Source organism: Phocaeicola dorei (assembly GCF_013009555.1).
Taxonomy (GTDB): domain Bacteria; phylum Bacteroidota; class Bacteroidia; order Bacteroidales; family Bacteroidaceae; genus Phocaeicola; species Phocaeicola dorei.
The window spans coordinates 2,623,235-2,642,974 of the sequence record NZ_CP046176.1; the positions used below are offsets into that span (position 1 = coordinate 2,623,235).

General features: G+C 42.0%; 11 protein-coding genes, 1 tRNA gene and 4 pseudogenes. 8 read left to right on the forward strand and 8 right to left on the reverse strand.

From position 1 onward, the window contains the following. Position 1: 1 nt before the first annotated feature. From GKD17_RS10960 to GKD17_RS10985, 6 genes and pseudogenes are all read right to left on the reverse strand, one after another. Positions 2–1,501 (reverse strand): annotated as a pseudogene (locus GKD17_RS10960) (ABC transporter permease); the annotation flags it as partial. 97 nt (positions 1,502–1,598) lie between these two features. Beyond that, the gene (locus tag GKD17_RS10965) at positions 1,599–2,813 is read right to left on the reverse strand and encodes an IS256 family transposase (protein WP_007839275.1); all 1,215 of its coding nucleotides are present in this window, start codon (positions 2,811–2,813) and stop codon (positions 1,599–1,601) included. A gap of 69 nt (positions 2,814–2,882) precedes the next feature. Continuing rightward, positions 2,883–3,797 (reverse strand): annotated as a pseudogene (locus tag GKD17_RS10970) (ABC transporter permease); the annotation flags it as partial. Positions 3,798–3,807: 10 nt separating this feature from the next. Next, positions 3,808–5,058, reverse strand: a complete 1,251-nt coding sequence (locus GKD17_RS10975; protein ID WP_007835622.1) for an efflux RND transporter periplasmic adaptor subunit — start codon at positions 5,056–5,058, stop codon at positions 3,808–3,810. An 84-nt stretch (positions 5,059–5,142) separates the two neighbouring features. After that, positions 5,143–6,612 (reverse strand): TolC family protein, encoded by a 1,470-nt coding sequence (locus GKD17_RS10980; RefSeq protein WP_007835620.1) that lies wholly within the window; start codon positions 6,610–6,612, stop codon positions 5,143–5,145. A gap of 47 nt (positions 6,613–6,659) precedes the next feature. Beyond that, entirely contained in the window at positions 6,660–7,583 is a 924-nt protein-coding gene (locus GKD17_RS10985) for a tetratricopeptide repeat protein (protein WP_007835618.1), read from the reverse strand. A 222-nt stretch (positions 7,584–7,805) separates the two neighbouring features. Here GKD17_RS10985 and GKD17_RS10990 point away from each other — a divergent pair, with 222 nt between their 5' ends. The 8 genes and pseudogenes from GKD17_RS10990 to GKD17_RS11015 all read left to right on the forward strand — a co-directional run. Next, positions 7,806–9,173 carry a sigma-54-dependent transcriptional regulator gene (locus GKD17_RS10990; RefSeq protein ID WP_007835616.1) on the forward strand — a complete coding sequence of 456 codons (1,368 nt, stop codon included), beginning with the start codon at positions 7,806–7,808 and terminating at the stop codon, positions 9,171–9,173. Continuing rightward, entirely contained in the window at positions 9,170–10,501 is a 1,332-nt protein-coding gene (locus GKD17_RS10995) for a sensor histidine kinase (RefSeq protein WP_007835614.1), read from the forward strand. The genes GKD17_RS10990 and GKD17_RS10995 overlap by 4 nt, the downstream gene beginning before the upstream one ends. 154 nt (positions 10,502–10,655) lie before the next feature. Next, a tRNA-Pro gene (locus GKD17_RS11000) sits at positions 10,656–10,730 on the forward strand. Positions 10,731–10,872: 142 nt separating this feature from the next. Beyond that, positions 10,873–11,085 carry a hypothetical protein gene (locus GKD17_RS23750; RefSeq protein WP_007835612.1) on the forward strand — a complete coding sequence of 71 codons (213 nt, stop codon included), beginning with the start codon at positions 10,873–10,875 and terminating at the stop codon, positions 11,083–11,085. A gap of 83 nt (positions 11,086–11,168) precedes the next feature. Continuing rightward, a pseudogene (locus tag GKD17_RS23590) lies at positions 11,169–11,282 on the forward strand (DUF134 domain-containing protein); the annotation flags it as partial. Between the two features lie 356 nt (positions 11,283–11,638). Continuing rightward, the gene (locus GKD17_RS11005; RefSeq protein ID WP_007835608.1) at positions 11,639–15,238 is read left to right on the forward strand and encodes a SusC/RagA family TonB-linked outer membrane protein; all 3,600 of its coding nucleotides are present in this window, start codon (positions 11,639–11,641) and stop codon (positions 15,236–15,238) included. A gap of 11 nt (positions 15,239–15,249) precedes the next feature. After that, positions 15,250–16,875, forward strand: coding sequence for a RagB/SusD family nutrient uptake outer membrane protein (locus GKD17_RS11010; protein WP_007835606.1), 1,626 nt, complete (start codon positions 15,250–15,252; stop codon positions 16,873–16,875). A gap of 180 nt (positions 16,876–17,055) precedes the next feature. Then, positions 17,056–17,565 (forward strand): annotated as a pseudogene (locus tag GKD17_RS11015) (phage integrase SAM-like domain-containing protein); the annotation flags it as partial. A gap of 27 nt (positions 17,566–17,592) precedes the next feature. On the opposite strand, the gene GKD17_RS11020 reads toward GKD17_RS11015, so the two are convergent. Beyond that, entirely contained in the window at positions 17,593–18,420 is an 828-nt protein-coding gene (locus tag GKD17_RS11020; protein ID WP_007835599.1) for a helix-turn-helix transcriptional regulator, read from the reverse strand. A 13-nt stretch (positions 18,421–18,433) separates the two neighbouring features. Next, complete coding sequence (locus tag GKD17_RS11025; RefSeq protein WP_007835598.1) at positions 18,434–19,621, reverse strand: multidrug effflux MFS transporter; 1,188 nt, start codon at positions 19,619–19,621, stop codon at positions 18,434–18,436. Positions 19,622–19,740 lie beyond the last annotated feature (119 nt).

The window sequence follows — 19,740 nt, forward strand, 5'->3', positions numbered from 1 at the left end:
TTTATTCTGATCTTATAATTTTTGCGGGATCAATTTGAGCAGCTTTGTGTATTTGCCAAATTACTGTGCTTGATGAAATAAAGGAAATGATAGCTAGAACTGCTAAATAAATCCCTATACCTATAGGTGTTTTTAGCACAAAATCCTGTGTATACATATATATGAGGTAATGGGCAAGTGGAACAGCCAATACAAATGCACAACCTATTACTTTGATATATTTGCGGAATAATAGCAGGTAAAGGTCTTTCATCCCTGCACCATTTACTTTGCGGATGGCAATTTCACGATAACGTTGTCGGATATCAAATAAGGATAATCCAAATAGTCCCAAACAGGAGATGATGATTGCTATCAAGGCAAAGACGAAATAAATATTTGCTGTTTGACGGTCCTGAGCATAAAGTTTGTGAACTTCATCTGTCAACCAAGTATAGGTGAAGTCTTCGGTATTATATATTTCTTTCTCTGTTTTCTTCAGATATTCTATGACTTCTTTTTCTTTATCGGGGTTGACGGCAATCAAAAAATCGCTGTTGCCACTGCTGGGCCCCACGACAAATGCCATCGGTTTTATTCCTTCAGTGAGATGGCTTGGGTAATAATCGTCTATTACAGCCACTACAGGCATAAGTTTGGTTCCACCTTCTTCCATTTCTCCTTTTTCGCTGACACTAATCCAAAGTGGAGATTCGCTGCGTACAAAAGCATCTTCTAGTTGCGCATAGCCCATGGCTTTCATTGCTGCTTTGTTTAGTACCATTTTATAGTCACTCCAACCTTCAAATTTTTGGGGGATTTCTCCTTCCAGTACTTTCAAATCATACAGTTGGAAGAATTGTGGGGAAGGAAATAGGGTGAGCATGGGTTGACGGGTATCTTGGTCATTTAACAACATGCAGATAGAGCTTCCCCTTAATATAGAATAATGGGAACTCATCCACATTTCAATGTGAGGACACTCGTTTAATAGTTGCTTGATACGGTCTTGGCGGGCAAAGCGCTCATTGCGCTTTTCTTCTGTTTCAGAGCGCAGATAATTTTTGTTCTCGTGTAACAACTCAGCTCTAAGAATTCTTTCTGTCCGATATCCGGGAGAGGTATTCAGCAGGAAATGCAGTTGCTTGCCAAAGTAAAATGACAAGATAAGGAGTAATATGGTTATAACGTATTGGAAAAAAAGGAATGTCATACGTACAGTGATAGCATGACGGTTTGATGTTATTGAACGAATAGATACAATAGGAGGGAGATAATTGTATCTGATGTATGGATAAATAGAAGTGACTAAAGGTAATAATATGATGAATCCCAAAGACAATTTCCAGTCGAATGCCGAATAGCTAATTTGTTCATTCATCAACCGGCTGACTGGTACTTGGGTTGCTTCTATCAACAGCCAGGCGGTTAGCAGTGCGGCAAAGGCTAATAACTGATTTTCCATCCATATTTGTAAAAACAAAGGCAGACGCTGCAAGCCGAATACTTTTTTGGGGGCGTAAAATAAACTGTGTCATGCGCTGTTTTTCTTTCAAGCTCATCGGTCGGGGATCGGCCAGCGCCAAGGGGGTGCACCAGCACTCCCGACGAGCGTAAAATTACAACAACTTAAATCTATCTCCAAACTTTATCGCCAGTTGTTGGGCAATGGTGCCCCAATTAGCCAGTGGCATAGTCCATTTCTTGCGTATGTTGCGATAAGCGAGGTAGACAAGCTTCTCAAGGGCGGTGTCATTAGGGAACACACCCTTGTTTTTTGTAACTTTCCGTATTTGCCGGTGGTAGCCTTCAACGGTATTCGTCGTATAAATCATACGACGTATATCGGATGTGAACTGGAAGTATTCAGTGAGCTTTTCCCAGTTGTCCTGCCACGACTTGATGACGATAGGATATTTCTCTCCCCATTTCTGATCTAAATCAAGAAGCTCCGTTTCAGCGGCATCCTTGCTGACTGCACCGTAAACCCGTTTCAGATCTTTAAGAAACTCCTTCTGGTGTTTACTGCCGACGTATTTGATGGAGTTACGTATCTGATGGACGATACAAAGTTGCACTATGGTATCAGGGAATACGCTTTGGATGGCATCCGGGAAGCCCCTCAGACCATCGACACAAGCTATGAGAATGTCGTGTACACCACGGTTCTGTAAATCGGTCAGCACATTCAACCAGAAGTTTGCCCCCTCATTCTTAGAGATGTACATCCCAAGCAAATCCTTACGACCGTCCTTATCTATAGCCAATACGTTGTAGATTGCATGGGTAATGGCACAGCCTCTCTCATCCATGACTTTATAATGAATGGCATCCATCCAGACTATCGGATAAATATAATCCAGGCTACGCGAACGCCACGCTTTTATTTCCGGAAGTACCCGGTCAGTGATGGAACTGATTGTTTCGGCAGACACACGGTTACCAAGATTCTCTTCCATCCAATCGCTTATTTCACGTGTACTATTACCAAGGGCATAAAGGCCGATTATGCGGTCAGCAACACCTTCCGCGAGAATGGTCTCCCGCTTCTTTATAAACTGAGGATCGAAGGTGGAATTACGATCACGGGGGGTAGAAACGGTCACCTCACCCATAGAAGTTTGCACCTGCTTCTGCATCTTGCCATTACGACGGTTGCCACTCATGCGTTCATCCTCGGAAAGATGGGCATCCATCTCACCTTCTAAAGCTGCATTTAAAATGCTCTCCAATAACGGGGCAAAAGCTCCGTCCTTACCCAACAAGGGCTTGCCAGCCTTGAGCTGCTCGATTGCCTTGTTCTTGATCCTTTCAAAATCAAATTCTTCACTCATAAAAAAACTGTGTTAGCAAAGTTAATACTTTATTTGTTTGCTTTGCTGACACAGTTTAAATTACAGCCTCACTTTTTTTACTCCATATTCTTTAGAACGTTTCATCATAAATACCATATAAATATTGATGAAATTCAATATACCCACCAATAATAGCAATATGGTTACTCCTGAAAGAATATACAAGTGCGTACGGTTCCCGAATTGCATAATGGAATCGTAATCGTCATCGTGACCGATGGAATTTTCCCAGTATAAATCTTTCCAAGCAATAAACTTCCAACGTATTCTGTTTCCTCTTTTATCTTTTCTGTACACATTGCTGATTTTGTTTATTTTGTCTAGATTTACTCCGGGGAGGATACGCATCAGTGATATATCCATACGTTGCCAGCGTTCTATCAATCTGTATGATACTAGTATATCGAACTGAAGTAATGATTTGCAGTCCAATTCTCCGATCACCCCCTTGATAGTGATATTTTTACCATAATATTCCAATACTTTACCTATCGGATTTTCTTTGCCAAATATATTACGAGCATAGTGTTGGGTGATAATGGCGTCATTGGGAGCTTCTAAACTAGCTTCGCCAGCCACAATCGGATAGTGGAAAAAGTGAAAAAAAGTGGAATCTACAGCTGCTATATTCATTGCATAGTTGCTGTTCTCGTATACCACATTGTCTCGTTGCTGTAGCATGAGACGGCATTGCTCCACTATTTGATGGTCAAGGATATAAACAGAATCCGCTTCCGTCCAATCTTGTTGCAAACTTCCCGGATGAATGTTTCCTTCCATATCCCGTAACGGAATGATGATATGTTCCGGATCTACGCTATGTGCATCCACCGTCAGTTCCCTATGGATATACCGTATTAGGATGATGCTGCATGCCAGACTGAATGCTAGTCCCAGCAAATTAATGATAGTATATGATTTAGAACGCATTAAGAAGCGCCAGGCATATTTCAAAGTTCTCATTTTGCATGTTTTATTTTAATATTAATTCTTCCGCGTCACCAAAGGTATCATATCCTGTGATAACTACAAATTCTCCAGGCTGTAAACCTTCTGTGATTTCATATTGAAGCGGGTTTTGGCGTCCTATGTTCAATGGAACTTTTACAGCTTTTGTTTTTGATGAGTTTATTTTGTAAATCCATTGTCCTCCAGTAGACTGGTAGAAGTTTCCACGTGGGATAACTATAGCTTGTTCGGGTTGGCCCAATTCTATTTGTACTCGGAAGCTCTTTCCTACACGGACATTCTCGGGCATTTCTCCGGTAAATACCAAGTCCACATCAAACATGCGGTCTTTTACCTCAGGAACTACTTTAGTAATTTTCAGCGGGTAGCGTTTTCCTTGATAGTTTACGGTAGCCGGAAGACCTGTTGTGATGCGGTCAATATAATATTCACTTAAAGAAGTATGAATTTTATATTGATCCAGCACTTTTATTTCAGCTATACTTTCTCCCGAAGCAACCTGTTGACCGGGAGTAACTTTCACAAAACTTAGTTGGCCGCCAATCGGAGCTTTTACTATCAAGTCTTCCAACCGTTCTTCCGCACGTTTCAGTTTTTTGCTTTCACGTTCTAGATCATTTCTCAATAGTTCTTTGCGGATAAGAGTTACGGATGAATCATGTTTCAGACTTTCCATTTGTAATGCCGTATTTTTCAGTTTATACTTATATTCATCTTCAGATACTTGAAGCTCAGCCTTGCTCTTAATTCCCATTTTGAATTCCTCTTTGTCCAATCCGAAGCTTTTGCGCAGTCGTTCCATTTCATATTGTGCCTGTAATGTTTGTTGCTTCAGTGTCAGACTCTTTTGTTCCATTTCTATCTCTTTCTCTTTATAAGTGATTCGTTGTTTTTCCCACTCGTCACGTTGGTCTTCAATGGAACGAATCAGATCCGGATTAGTCAATATCAACAAGGTGTCACCTTGTTTCATCATATTCCCTTCTTCTCCAACAATGCGGTCTACACTGCCGCCCTCACGAGTATTTACTTTGATGGTAAGAATGGGTTGCACCAGTCCTTCCACATCTACATACTCCATAAATTTGTCGTCTTTTACTTCGGCTATCTGAATGTTGTCTGTTTCGATACGCAGTTTGCGAGGACCTAATGAAAGGCTTATCACATAGATAAGGAAGATAATAAAGGCCAGTGCAGCTATCATATAGTAGCGATAGCGGATGTACCACGGTTTCTTTTCAATTTTTATATCCATTAGTTTATGTTTTTTGATATAATTTTTTTATTTCTTTTTTAATGCATGGCGATAATACAAAGGTCATTTATACCTGTCGTGTAGTTAAGGTTTAGGTATAGTACATGAAATCTCTGCTTTTCTGAGGAAATCATATCCCGTCATACTTCTAAGACCATAATACAGACTCCAATAAGTTTTCAAAGCTGTTATATAATTTCTCCGTGCGGTATCTTTTTCTGTAATGGCGGCATTGAGGTCCAGGATTGTCGATTTTCCCAAGATATAAAGCCGACGTGCTACATCATGGCGTCGGTCGGCCGTCTTGTCCGTCTTGGCGGCTACTGCTACACGGTATGCTTGAAGATTGAACTGACGGACCATTTTACATACATTTAATTCAAAATCTTTCATTCCCTGTTCAGCTTGTGTATCTACTAAGTCTACATTGGAACGAGCTACACGGACGCGTCCTTTTCCACGACCCCAATCTAGGATAGGTAAAGAAATACCAATACTGGCATATTGTTGATTCATGGGGTTTCGGTAAGAATCTGCAAATTTATTTCCGGTTTGAGAAAGCCCGAATTGTACATACAGGTCAGCTTTCAAACCCGCATTGGCTTTTGCAGAAGCTAATGCGCTGCGGCTTTCCAATTGTTTGCGTTTATAAGTGTCAGGGTCGGGACTGTTTTTGAATGCCAGTTGTAATGCTTTTTGTAAAGAGATTTCAAATTGAGGAATACTGTCTTCCGGAACAACTCGTAAATTTATTTCCCGATTAATGCCAAGGAAGGAACGGAGTGTTTGCATTTGGTCCTCTACTTCGATACGGGCATTCATCATATTGGTTTCTTCTGTCAGTTTGTTTATTTCCAGCTGTAGCATTTCGTTTTCAGTTATTGTTCCTATATTATATCTTCCTTCGGCATATCTGTATAAAGTATCAGCAGAAGCATAGTTGTAGGTAGCTATGTCAAGATTGGTTTGTGCAGTAGCCAAGTTGAAGAAAAGAGTGCTGGTTTCTGAGGCTACAAGTTCCAATGCTTCTGCATATGCTTTACGGGCTTCCCGGTAGCGAAGGGGTTCGATACGACGATCCCATTTTAAAGAGTTATATCCAAAAAGTTGCTGTTCGTAACCTATTACTACGGGTTGGGTGTTATACGCTGTATGATTATCTTCAAATTCATCAATGCGTTGGGTGGTACTTTTTACAAACAAGCTGCCACCGGTGAACCATATATTTTGATTTATTTTAAGGCTGAGGTCTGTGCTTAACTGGTCTTGCTGGATAAATTGGTTTGTTCCATCCGGTTGGGTAATTTTGTTTATCTCCCGATTCAGGGTAGGAGATGAAGTTAATGTGACGGAGGGAAGATAATTCGCCCGGAAAAAACGGTAGTTCCAATAAGCTGCCCGATAGGTATGACGGGCAGCTTGTGCTTCCGGTGAGTTTTCTTGTGCTATTTCAATAGCTTGTTGCAAACTCAGTGTCATTAATTCTTCTTGTTGTGCTGCGGCTGTTTCCGGGCGAAGCAGAAGGGAAAGTGCTATAATACAATATAGTTTCATGTTCGTTTTTTTATGTCTTTATACCTATTAGTATTTTTGTCTTATAGTTAGGGAAACAGGAACGAGTCTTCAGTGTCTTTTTCGGATAAGTCGCTTTTTATTTTGGTTAATGCTTCCTTTGCTTTTTCATGACCGTTGTCTATAGCTTTTTGGAACCAGAACCGGGCTTGTTGTAAGTCTTTCTCTACGCCTTTACCCCACTGATACATGCGACCCAGGTTATATTGTGCAGGAGCATTCCCCTGTAAAGCAGCTTTAGTCAGCCACTTGGCTCCTTTAGCAAAATCTTTTTCCATTCCCTCGCCATAACAATACATATTTCCTATATTATATTGAGCTATCGGATTATTCTTATCTGCTGCTTTTTTAAACCAAAAATAAGCTTCTTCAAAGTCTTTGGGAACCCCAAGTCCGTTTTTATATAAATAACCGATATTGTTCATGGCGTCCGTATTACCATGAGCCACAGAACGTAGGTACCAAGTCATAGCAATGTAACAATCTTTACGTACTCCCCAACCATTTTTATAAAGGCTCCCCATACCAATTTGAGCTTCTGGATTTCCTTGAGTGGCAGCTTTGTTCAACCATTTGAATGCTTGGCTGTAATCCTTAGTGACTCCCAAACCATATGTGTACATAAAACCTATATTGTTTTCAGCATAAGTGTTCCCGCCCGTTGCCGATTGATGAAAAAGTTTCAAAGCTTTATCATAATCAATTTCACCTCCTAAGCCTTTTAAATACATGTCGCCTGTCAGATATTGGGCATGATGGGCCGTATCAATGCGAGCTATCTTTTCTAATAACTCGCGTGCTTTTTCATATTGTCGATTGACATAGTGGGTTTGTGCTTCTTTCCACAATTGACGGCAGTCACCTATATAAAGCATATAGATCTTATTGCTGGATAGAATTACTATGCTTGCTACAAGGCATAAACTGATAACTATTATTGATTTTTTTTTCATAACTTAATATATTAGTATTATAGACTAATCAAATAGTGTGCCATTATCTTATCTCTTTGTTTACCAGAATTTTGTGGGCTAAAAAATAAAAACGTCTCTGTGCGGATACGCACAAAAATAGTGCGTATTCGCACAGACAACACACTAAAAAAAACAATATCTTTGCAAAATAGCGGATAGAAAATCTTTTATTCGTATAATAATGTATATGAGGATAAAATAATGAATACAAAAGGAAAAATATTGATTATAGATGATAATGAGGACGTGCTTTTTGCACTAAACCTTTTATTGGAACCCTACGTAGAAAAAATAAAAGTTACTACTCAACCGACTCGTATTGAGCATTTTATGACTACTTTTCAACCTGATGTTATTCTGCTTGATATGAATTTCCGCCGGGATGCTATCAGCGGGCAGGAAGGGTTCAATTGTCTAGAACAGATATTAAAATTAGACCCGCAGGCTATTGTCTTGTTTATGACTGCTTATGCAGATACAGATAAAGCTGTACGGGCTATTAAGGCTGGAGCTATTGACTTTATTCCCAAACCTTGGGAAAAAGAAAAACTACTTGCTACGCTTTCGTCGGCTATCAAACTTCGTGATTCTCGTAAAGAGGTCAGGCAACTGAAAGAACAAGTTGTAGCATTGAGCGGGCAGGATGAAGAGATGCCTCAGATGATAGGGCACTCAGCGCCTATGCGAGAGGTTTTTGATACTATTCGGAAATTATCGGATACTGATGCTAATATTTTGATATTGGGTGAAAATGGAACCGGTAAAGATTTGGTGGCCCGTTCTCTACGTTATTTTTCTCCTCGTCGTGAATGTCCTTTTATAACGATTGACTTGGGGAGCATACCAGAATCATTGTTCGAAAGTGAATTGTTCGGCTATGAAAAAGGGGCTTTTACAGATGCCCGTAAAGCAAAAGCGGGACGTATGGAGGTGGCATCAGGAGGAACGCTTTTTTTGGATGAGATAGGGAATTTGTCATTACCTATGCAATCCAAATTGCTAACAGCCATAGAAAAGCGGCAGATTTCACGTTTGGGAGCAACGGATATAATTCCTATTGATGTTCGGTTGATAAGCGCAACGAATGTAAATATCCGACAATTGGTGGAGGAGGGCAATTTCCGTCAAGATCTGTTGTATCGCATCAATACGATCGAGATTGCCATTCCTCCCTTGCGGGAAAGGGGAGAGGATGTGCTCTTATTGGCTGATTATTTCTTACAACGGTATACTCATAAATATAAGAAAGAGATAAACGGACTGAACCGCGAAGCCAAGCAGAAACTCATGCGTTACCATTGGCCGGGTAATGTACGCGAATTACAGCATGCCATAGAACGGGCGATTATTCTTTCGGACTCGCCATTGTTAAAGCCTGCAAATTTCATGTTGCAGCCACAACCCGAGAAGAGGGTGAATACGGATGAGATACTGAACTTGGAACAATTAGAACGCAATGCCATAGAACGTGCTATGAAGCGCAGCGAAGGAAACTTGAGTCGTGCAGCGGAATATTTGGGGATTACCCGTTACGCTCTTTATCGGAAACTTGAAAAATTAGGTTTATGAATCGTTTACAAACTTTACGGATGATAGCTTGTATGTTACTGATGGGGGTAGTAGCTATAGCTGCATATCTGTTTTATCAACATTCACTCTATTTTTGCTTGTTATTTTCGCTGATGATTATGGCAAGTATTATCATCTATATCTGTCAGTGGCAATATAAAACGACCCGTATGATATCACGAATGATAGAAGGTATTCGTTATGCAGATTTCTCTTTGAGTTTTTCTACCCAGCACAAAACTCGTACAGAACAACGATTGGCACAAGAAATAAATAATGTTGTTGCTGAATTCCGTACTCGGTTGTCCGAGAATGAAGAGCGATATCAATATTATGAAACATTATTGAATACTGTTGACAGCAGTTTGCTGGTAGTAGATAGTCTGTGCAATATACATTGGATGAACCGGGCCGCCATGCAGGATTTGTGCGGCTATTGTATTCATTCAGTCAGGGAATTGGCTCTGTTAAATTCTGAATTTCCTACTATTATCCTGTCATTACAGCCTGGAGAAATTAAAACAGTACGAATACATAAAGGAGATACTCTACAAGAATTGGCTGTTACGGTATCCGAATATTCCGCTCAACATGGTACGGAACTCCGGTTAGTTAATTTAAAGAATATCCATGCTGTATTGGAGGAAAATGAAATGGAAGCATGGCAAAAGCTGATTCGTGTACTTACTCATGAAATAATGAACTCCATTGCACCCATTATTTCATTAAGTGAAACATTAAGTGAGCGTGCTGTGCAAAATGGTATGAATGAGAAAGATTACAATATCATGTTGCAAGGGATGCAGACTATTCATAGAAGAAGTAAAGGATTACTGAATTTTGTGGAAAACTATCGTAAACTTTCTCGTCTGTCTGTCCCGATACTGGCTCCAGTAAATATAGGTGAGTTGTTGAGTGATATGAAAAAACTATTCCCTAATAAAAACATACAATATATATATAAAGTAGAAAACCCAGAAACGATTCTGATGCTAGATCGTTCACAGATAGAACAAGTATTAATCAATTTACTAAAGAATGCAGGTGAGGCTTGTGTAGAGCAAACCTATCCCGAAGTTATTATTAGTACACATTGTGATTTAGACAAACATCTATTTTTCCTTTCTGTCTGTGATAATGGTAGTGGTATTCTTCCTGAAGTTTTGGATAAAATCTTTGTTCCTTTTTTCACAACGAAGTCGACAGGTAGTGGTATCGGACTCAGTTTATGCAAACAAATTATGAATTTACATGGTGGAAGTATCTCGGCAAGTAGTGAAATAGGGAAGGGGAGTTGTTTTACACTGAAATTTCTTTGTTGCGGATGAAAAAAATGAAGTTAATATGCTGATTTATAATTTAATAAATAATAACACGAAAAAAAAGTGGAAAAAAATCACTTCAAACGTTTGCACATATAAAAAAAAGTCGTACCTTTGCATCGTTTTTGAGAAACAGAGCAATTGAAAAAATAAAAAGATTCGGGGTGTAGCGCAGTCCGGTTAGCGCACCTGCTTTGGGAGCAGGGGGTCGTGGGTTCGAATCCCGCTACCCCGACAAAAGAAAAAGACTTTGATAATCAGTGATATTAAAGCTGTTTTCAAAGTTTTTTTTATTATAAAATCTTCATTTTATTGATTGAAAAAAGGAGTTTTTGCTCATCAATGGATACAAAACTTATCCTTTAATTTTAATCAGTATGGCAATTCTCAAACTAACAATTTTCAAAGCAAAAGTTTTAAAGGATGGCAGACATAAAATTAGAGTGGCCGTTTACCATAAGCAGGAAACTTGCTATATTATCATTCGGTTTATCATAGATAATCTCTTCCAGTTCAAGAACGGAGAGGTGGTAAAACGCTCGGATGCCGCAATGATAAATACAAAATTGCGTAATCTTCTCAATAAGTAATCAGGAAAGACTAGACAAAATAGATAATTCTGGTATCTATTCATGCACACAGTTGAAGGATTTTATCTTAAGGGAATCTGTGGGGATGTTCCAGAAATATTTTGAATGTTGTAACGGACTATCTGAACGGAAAACTTACAGATTCGGGAATCGGTTGTCTATCTCATGAGCACCATCAATGCCATGACCATAAATGAATAAAAGGTGATATTCAATAAGAAATTTTGCATAGCTTTAGCAAATTACGGACTCATTTCAAATTATGATAAAGAAGACTTAGAATTCACCTCCTTTGTCTCAAACCCTAGTCCGGCTAATTAGAGCTTGTCTTTACTTCTGAATCTTTGTATACCAAAGCTGGACTTATCAAAAATATCCATTAACAATCAATCTAGTCTATAAAACTATAGCTCCAACCCAAGGATTAGCATTCCAGAACATTATTTTTATCCCAAATTAATTTTTTTAAGCAAAATGTTTTTTTATTATATAAATTTGATTAGCTTTGAGAAGCAAAAACAAACCGTTTTAAATATTCAAAAATTAAACGACCATGAAAAAACATTTGTTGTTCTTGTTGGCATGCCTGTTCCTTATGACAGGAACGGTAATGGCAAAAATTGTAAAGGGGCGGGTTATAGACTCGTCTGACAAGGAACCCATCGTGGGAGCGTCCATTTTTGTCAAAAGTACAAAACAGGGGACAATCACTGACATTGAAGGTCATTTTTCCTTGGAAATCCCCGACAATGTCAAAACAATCACTGTTTCTTTTGTCGGTATGACAACTCGCGAAGTTGCTATCACTCCCGGAGAAATGACAATCGAGCTTACGGCAGAGAGCCAGGCACTTGACGAAGTTGTTGTTGTCGCTTACGGCACGCAAAAAAAGTCTTCGATTACCGGTGCCATCACCCAGGTCAGAAATGAGGAACTCCTGAAACGTCCTGTGACATCCGTCACTTCAGCCCTTGAAGGCTCCACACCGGGTATTACGGTCACAGGCAACTACGGCTCGCCTGGAAGTGACCCCACAGTGCTTATCCGAGGTATCGGCACAGTAAATGGTAGTACCTCTCCCCTCTATGTGATAGACGGCGTTCCGTACGGAGGAAACATCTCTGACCTTAATATGGAGGATATTGAAACAATGTCCATTCTGAAGGATGCCGCTTCGGCCGCACTCTATGGCAACCGGGCTTCAAACGGAGTGATTCTGATCACAACCAAAAAGTCAAAGAGTGAACGTATCCAGTTCAATTTCAAGACCAACCAGGGCTGGTACGAACGTGCCCTGCCGGAATATGAGCGTACCAATCCCTTCCAGTTCATGGAGGTTGAATACCAGAACGCAGCCAACGCATTCGTACACGGCGGAGGTGACCGTACGGACAAACAGGCAATTTTAAATGCCGTGAACAGCACACTTATTCCCGACAGACTTTATGTCAACATCTTCAACAAACCAGACGACCAGCTTTTCACCCTCGATGGGAAAATGGCTGCCGACGCCTCTATCATTGACGGGTATGCCGGCGATTTGGACTGGTTTGACCAGGCCACACGCAAAGGATATCGTTCGGAATACCAGTTCTCGGGATCGGGTGCTACAAGCAAGAGCGACTATTACTTCTCACTCTCCTATCTTGATGAGAACGGATATATGAAAGATTCCGGGTTTGACCGTCTGACAGGACGCATGGCTGTCAACATCAAACCTGTGAAATGGTTACGGGCCGGCATGAGCATCAACGCCTCACATCAGAAGTTCCAGAACACGTCAAACGGTGTCGGGGACGGCTCGTCATCATACAGCAATCCTTTCTATTTCTGCCGCTATATGGCTCCCATTTACCCGGTACACTCGCACTATACGGAAACTGGAACGGTATATGACAATGCCGGAACCCCCATACAGGTGAATAAGGGGGATTATGTGCTTGACGGTGCCGGAAACCCGCAATGGGACGGCGGAAGCTATATCATCTACGACCAGAACGGAAACCCTCAGGAGGTCATAACCCGCAATCAGAACCGTGACCGCCACGTGATATGGGAGTCGGAATTGAATGATAGTCGGACAATACGCAATACACTCAACGGGATAGGTTATCTTGATCTCGTGCTGCCCTACGGCTTTACCGCAACCCTTAAAGCAAATGTGAACACACGTAACAGCGATTATTACAAATACGAGAATGCGGTCATCGGTGATGCACGTGGTACTGTTTCCGAGGACGGTTCCATCTCGGGTCGCAACGGGGCTCTTGCCAAAACCCTCTATACCTACAAGAACTGGACTCTACAGGAGCAGCTGCGCTGGAACATGACCTATAATGACAGACATAACATCGAAGTCCTTCTTGGGCACGAGAACTACAGCTATCGTTATGACTATACCTATACAAGCAAGACCAACGAGGCTTTTCCAAACAGGTATGCGCTTTCCAACTTCTCTGAAATGGCAAGTATCTCGGGATACAAAACCCGCTACCGCACTGAATCCTATCTGGCGCGCGTACAGTATGGATATGACAACCGGTACAATATCGAAGCCTCATTCCGCCGTGACGGTTCCAGCCGTTTCGCAAAGGAATCACGGTGGGGAAACTTCGGTTCGCTGGGTGCCAACTGGGTCTTCAGCAACGAGGAGTTTATGAAAAAATATAGATGGCTCAATCAGGGCAAGTTGCGGGCAAGCTGGGGACAGGTAGGTAATGATTCCGGCTCCGGTTACTACGCATATTATGGCCTTTACGGATCATGGACCCAGAATTCCAAGCCGGCATACGTTGTAAGTCAGAATCCGGCAAGAGACCTGCATTGGGAAACCGGAGAATCATGGGGCGCAGCTGTTGAAGGACGTCTGTTCAACCGGCTGAATCTCTCCGTTGAATATTTTGACAAAAGGAATAAGGACCTTATTTTCAGCGTATATGCCCCCAGTTCAGCAGGAGGTACCAGCACAGGTTCCTCCACATCAACCACAGACAGGAACATAGGTACAATCTCCAACCGCGGCTGGGAGATCTCCGCTGATTTCGATATCGTGAAGAGCAAGGATTGGACTGTCAGCGTATCCGCAAACCTTACCACCACCAAGAACAAGATCGTCAAACTTCCCGAACAGAATAAAAAGAAAACCGTATATCCCATTGATCCATCAGGAAAGCTTGGACAAAGGGAGGACCTGCCTGTCGGCATAACTTCCGGCAGCTATCTCATCTCCGAAGGCAAGTCACGATATGACTACTATACATACCATTGGGCAGGAGTGGACGAGATGGATGGACAGTCGCTTTACGAGGCAAATCTTAATGATTATTATATTGTACTTCCTGACGGGTCACAGCTTGGTGGCAAGCAGAAACTCAACGATGAAGGAGAACTGATGTGGGACGCCAACGGCAATCCCGTCCAGGGAGCCACCGAGCTTGCTCCCGAGAACTACAGGCTGATCAACGGGAAATATTATGTGCTCAAGACCACCTATGCCCAAAAGAAATGGGCAGGCAGCGCGCTTCCTACCACATACGGTTCCTTCTCGGCAAACATACGCTGGAAGAACATCAACATATCTGCAATGTTCACCTATTCGCTTGGTGGAAAGATATACGACAGCCCTTATTCCAGCCTGATGACACCCGGACAAAGTGCCGGAAATTACCATGTGGACCTGTACAACAACGCCTGGCGGATCAACGACAGGTCCAATGCCATGATAACCACTTACAAGAATGCCTATGATGACGCCTACAATGCTGCTATTGCAGCAGGCCAGACTACATCAGAGGCGAACTATGCCGGATATTATGCGGCAAACAAGGCTGTGGACGGCAATGGACGTATCAATCCCAACACCAATCCCGAGATCAATAATCTGACCAGTACCGACAATAATGCTGGAAGTGACCGCTGGTTGGTCAGCCGTAACTATCTTTGCTTTAAGAATCTAAATATAAGTTACACTCTTCCGAAAAGATGGACAGCAAAGGTCAACCTTTCCACTGTCCGTTTCTTATTCTCGGCCGAGAACATACACCTCTGGTCGGCCCGTAAAGGTATGAACCCCATGATGGGAATAGGTGGCGGCCAGAGCAACTATCTGGTTCCGGCCCGTGTCTTCACATTCGGTATTAATGCAACCATTTAACATTTGGAAAGATGAAAAAGATATATAATATAGTTTCAATGGCAATTCTGCTTTTCTGTACAGCAGCCTGTTCAGATTCGTATCTTGAACTCAGTCCGGAATCAAGCGTTTCAGACGAGGTGATTTTTGAGAATGCCGATGCCGCACAATACGCCGTGAACGGACTGGGTCGGATCATGAGCACACAGTACCTGGGCACACAGGGGTACAACGGAGAAGGTACTGTTTATGCGTATCAGGGCGAATATCCTGGAGATGTGATACAGAAAGGCAGCTACACCGGCTGGCAGAATCTCGCGAAAGGCAACTATTTTACCAGCAGTACGAACAGCAACATCCATGTAACATGGTACTACTATTACAAACTCATCAGAAATGCTAACCAGATTCTAGACAACTGCAAGACGGGGCTTGCCAACGTGGCGGAGCAACGTAAATGGGACTATATAAAGGCACAGGCGCTGGTCTACCGTGCCTACTCCTACACCATGCTCTCACAGCTGTACAGTCGAAGATGGACAGATGCAGACGGCTTGCAGCGCGGTCTTGTACTGCGTACCACAGTAAACAATGACGAAATGCCATGCTCCACTATGGCGGAGACATTCGAACTGATCTACCATGACCTTGATGAGGCCATCAGCCTTTTCACATCATGCGGATACGATCGGCCTGTCGATGTGGACAAGAGGTGGATGGCGAACCTTGATGTGGCCCATGCCGTCTATTCACGGGCAGCTCTTATACGTAATGACTGGCAGACAGTCATCACCCATTCACAGGAAGCTCGCAGGAACTACTCCATCATGACTCCCGATGAGTATAAGGCAGGATTCAACACAGCCAATCAAGAATGGATATGGGAGGTGTTCGAGGATGACACACAGCCTGTTCATTACTATTCATTCTATAACTATATGAGCGCCAGCTGTCTCGGTTCTGCATCCCGCACTTATCCACCATGTATAAGCAAACAGATAGTAGATCCGATTGATCCCGCAGACAAGCGGCTCGCCATTTATGCCATTCCGACTCCGGAAGAAGTGGGCGATGTTTCCAAAGTCAGCGGCTCGGGTAAGGTGACCAAAGGTGATTTCTACAACCGTGTGAAGAAGGAGTTCGCCGGACGCATATACAGCACCACGACAATCTTCTATTATCTCTCCACCAAGTTCATTGTAAAATCCGGGACAGGAGACGGATGTATTCCTATTTTCCGTGCCGCTGAAATGATGTATAACGAGGCGGAGGCACAGTACCGTTTAGGTAACGAACAGGCCGTACGCGCACTTCTTGAGCAGACCGTCAAGCCTTATAATGCGGATTATACCTGCACAAAAAGTGGTGACAGTCTTTGGGAGGAGCTTAAAGCATACCGTAAATTTGATCTCTGCAACGAAGGCCACAGCTGGTTCGACCTAAAACGCTGGGGAGACCCGATGGTCCGCAAAACCTGGGCAGAAGGCGGAAGCTGGGCCACTTATTTTGCCGAGAAGAACACCACAACCGGAGGAAACTACGGTCCTGCCGATAAAAATGCATGGACTGCGGTTATTCCAACCATGGAAACCAATTACAATTCCCTTGTTTCCAATGTTGAAAAAATCAAGTCTGACGGTACTTGGGATCGGAATTGAGATTTCTATTTAATTTAAATATATAAAGGACGCGGATATTCTTTGCGTCCTTTATACTGTAACAACCATATACTATTCTTCACACAACATTGTTTGATCATGTAATGTTCTTATAGAAAGTCGGTAATTTGCACTCCATTTTTTTGTCGTTTGTGCATTAAATAGCACCTTTGCAGAAAAATGGATAAAATCAGATACCGTCTTGTATATAACCGCCAGAACACACTAAACAGGCAAGGCACGACCCTTGTACAGGTTGAAGCCTATTTAAACCAAAGAAAAATCTACCTGAAGACAAACGTGTACCTCAAACCAGAGTGCTGGAGCCGTGAAGGGGTACAAGTCATTAACCATCCCCAGTCAAATGAGTTGAACGCAATGCTCTATGAATACATCCTGTATCTGCAAGGCATAGAGTTGGGGTATTGGAAACGCGGAATACCTGCCACACTCTCTTTACTGAAAGATGCCGTCAAAAAGAAAAGTGCCGTGAATGTCAGCTTCTCCATTTTCGCCAAATCAGCCATTGACAATTCGGACAAGAAGCAGTCCACCAAGGACAACCTGCACTCGACACTGGCGGTCCTGCATGATTTTTGCTCCGGGCTGGACTTCAAGGATCTTACCTATACATTCTTTCGTAATTTTGAACAATACTTAAGAGAAAAGGGCAATGCGGTCAATACCATATACTTATATTTTATTTAAATTTCATTTCTATTTCACAATACTTTCTTTTAACAGAATGGAGGGTTGTATGCCAAAATACGCCTTAAAACTATGGGAGAAATGTGAGAAACTTTCAAATCCTAAATCCAATAGAAATTCTGACGGCTTGATTTTCTTTTCTTTAATGAGTACATAAGCTTCTTCCAGTCGCTTTGTCAACAACCATTTTCCGAGTGTCGTACCAAACACTTTTAAGAAGTCTCTGCGGAATGTAGATAAGCTACGTCCAGAAGCCTGCGCCAGTTGTTCCAATGGCAGGTTATCCTGATAGTGACACTCCATGAAATCTTTCAAATTAATTCTCTGCAAGCTGTTCATACGAGAAAACCAATTATGTAATCCCGGACGGAGATAGGTCAGGACATTTATGCACTCCTGTATCTTGAGATAAGTCAATGGTTGGTTAGCCCGGAAATTATTATCAACACCGGCTTCAATGCCTGATATCAGACCCTGAAGGAGTACATGATTGGTTACTGTCATTACATTTATATCTTCATTTTCCACTTCATTTTCTGCATCTGTCATAGCCGGAGACGTAGCACGTAACAGATATTCTGTTACAGCCTCTTCCGATATGTGGATATGTACTACTTGCATGAAACTCTTCGTGTGAAATGAAATATGTTCGTTACGGGCCAATATCCAGCCGCATCCTTTGCTCAGCGGGTGATTAATCCCTGACACACACATTGTTCCTTCTCCCGAATAGACATATAAGAATAAAAAATCATCAAATTGGAATTTCATAAGCCGCCCGTTGGTGAAATTCATCTTATACATAATAGGATAGTCTGGAATCATTTTATTTTTCATTTGTGAATCTCCTTTATTGTTTGGTTACCTTTAAAGCGATATGCGAGGTTGCAATATGATTGCAAAACCATGTACCGATGCAACAAGCAACGATGATAATTCCGGTTGTATAGAGCATATTTCCCAATCCGGTCAAGGGAGAAAGCACTCCACCGAACAGGAACATCAAAAATCCAAGCAATGCAGAGGCGTTTCCGGAGTTCTTTCTCTCCAAATCAAGGGCAAGTGTTGTAGAACTGGGCAATATTACTCCCAGGAAGAGCATAAAAACAAACAGCGATACTTCCACCGGCCACACGGAAGTGGAGAAAAATAAAGCTGCGGCTACAAACAAACTCATTATCCCGAATCCTATAGAACCTACACGCAATGCATCGGTTGCGTCATGGAATAATGAAACCGTCAGACTGCCCAGCATTATGGCTATCGCATTGGCACCGAAACACAGGCTGTACGCCAGCGGGGACATGTTAAAATGCTCCTGAAAGATAAAGGGAGAAGCAGCAATATATGTAAACATTACCCCCATAGCGAACGCCTGTACCAATACATAGCGCATAAACTGAGCATTTTGAAACACAGGTATATAATTCCGAAATGTGGCAAACACACCGCAATGTTGTTGCTCGTTATTCAAGGACTCTTTAAAAAAGGCCAATGCCATAATCAATAATATGCCTATCAATACCAATATCCAGAAAATACCTTTCCAGTCAGTCACTTCCAATAAAACACCCCCCAATACGGGGGCACAAACCGGGGCAATGCCTTGCACGGAGCTAAGCATAGAAAAAAAGCGAGTAAGCTCTCTCCCTTCGTAGAGATCCGTGGCGATGGATTTGGAAATAACTACTCCACCGGCTCCGGACAATCCTTGTAGTAATCGGAAGAAGATAAATACATATATATCCGAAGCGTATAAACAACCTATTGTAGATATACAAAACAGGACAAGGGAGGCCATTAATGTTTTTTTACGTCCATACTTGTCACTCAACGGCCCGATAACCAACTGCCCGACGGCCAGTCCAACCATACTAAAAGTCAGGCTAAGCTGTACGAGCGATGCCGTAGTATCAAAATATCCGGCCAGCACCGGAAGGGCTGGCAGGTAAAAGTCGGTCACAAACGGACCAAAAGCTGAAACAATCCCGATAACAACCAGGATATACAGTTTTGAGTTTAAAGTTTCTTTCATCATAATTTATTTATACTTTTATTTTCTGCTGCAAAGTTCATAACATTCTGTCACATCCTTTTGTCCATTTCCATGTCTGGATTGTCCGGATAGTAACCAAATGTTGATTAGAGAAATCTATT

What these genes read in the sequence shown, in the direction of transcription:
- GKD17_RS11025 (WP_007835598.1), bottom strand. Translation starts at nt 19,621, where the DNA reads ATGATGAAAGAAACTTTAAACTCAAAACTGTATATCCTGGTTGTTATC.
- GKD17_RS10980 (WP_007835620.1), bottom strand. Translation starts at nt 6,612, where the DNA reads ATGAAACTATATTGTATTATAGCACTTTCCCTTCTGCTTCGCCCGGAA.
- GKD17_RS11020 (WP_007835599.1), bottom strand. Translation starts at nt 18,420, where the DNA reads ATGAAAAATAAAATGATTCCAGACTATCCTATTATGTATAAGATGAAT.
- GKD17_RS10995 (WP_007835614.1), top strand. Translation starts at nt 9,170, where the DNA reads ATGAATCGTTTACAAACTTTACGGATGATAGCTTGTATGTTACTGATG.
- GKD17_RS10965 (WP_007839275.1), bottom strand. Translation starts at nt 2,813, where the DNA reads ATGAGTGAAGAATTTGATTTTGAAAGGATCAAGAACAAGGCAATCGAG.
- GKD17_RS10975 (WP_007835622.1), bottom strand. Translation starts at nt 5,058, where the DNA reads ATGGATATAAAAATTGAAAAGAAACCGTGGTACATCCGCTATCGCTAC.
- GKD17_RS11010 (WP_007835606.1), top strand. Translation starts at nt 15,250, where the DNA reads ATGAAAAAGATATATAATATAGTTTCAATGGCAATTCTGCTTTTCTGT.
- GKD17_RS10990 (WP_007835616.1), top strand. Translation starts at nt 7,806, where the DNA reads ATGAATACAAAAGGAAAAATATTGATTATAGATGATAATGAGGACGTG.
- GKD17_RS23750 (WP_007835612.1), top strand. Translation starts at nt 10,873, where the DNA reads ATGGCAATTCTCAAACTAACAATTTTCAAAGCAAAAGTTTTAAAGGAT.
- GKD17_RS10985 (WP_007835618.1), bottom strand. Translation starts at nt 7,583, where the DNA reads ATGAAAAAAAAATCAATAATAGTTATCAGTTTATGCCTTGTAGCAAGC.
- GKD17_RS11005 (WP_007835608.1), top strand. Translation starts at nt 11,639, where the DNA reads ATGAAAAAACATTTGTTGTTCTTGTTGGCATGCCTGTTCCTTATGACA.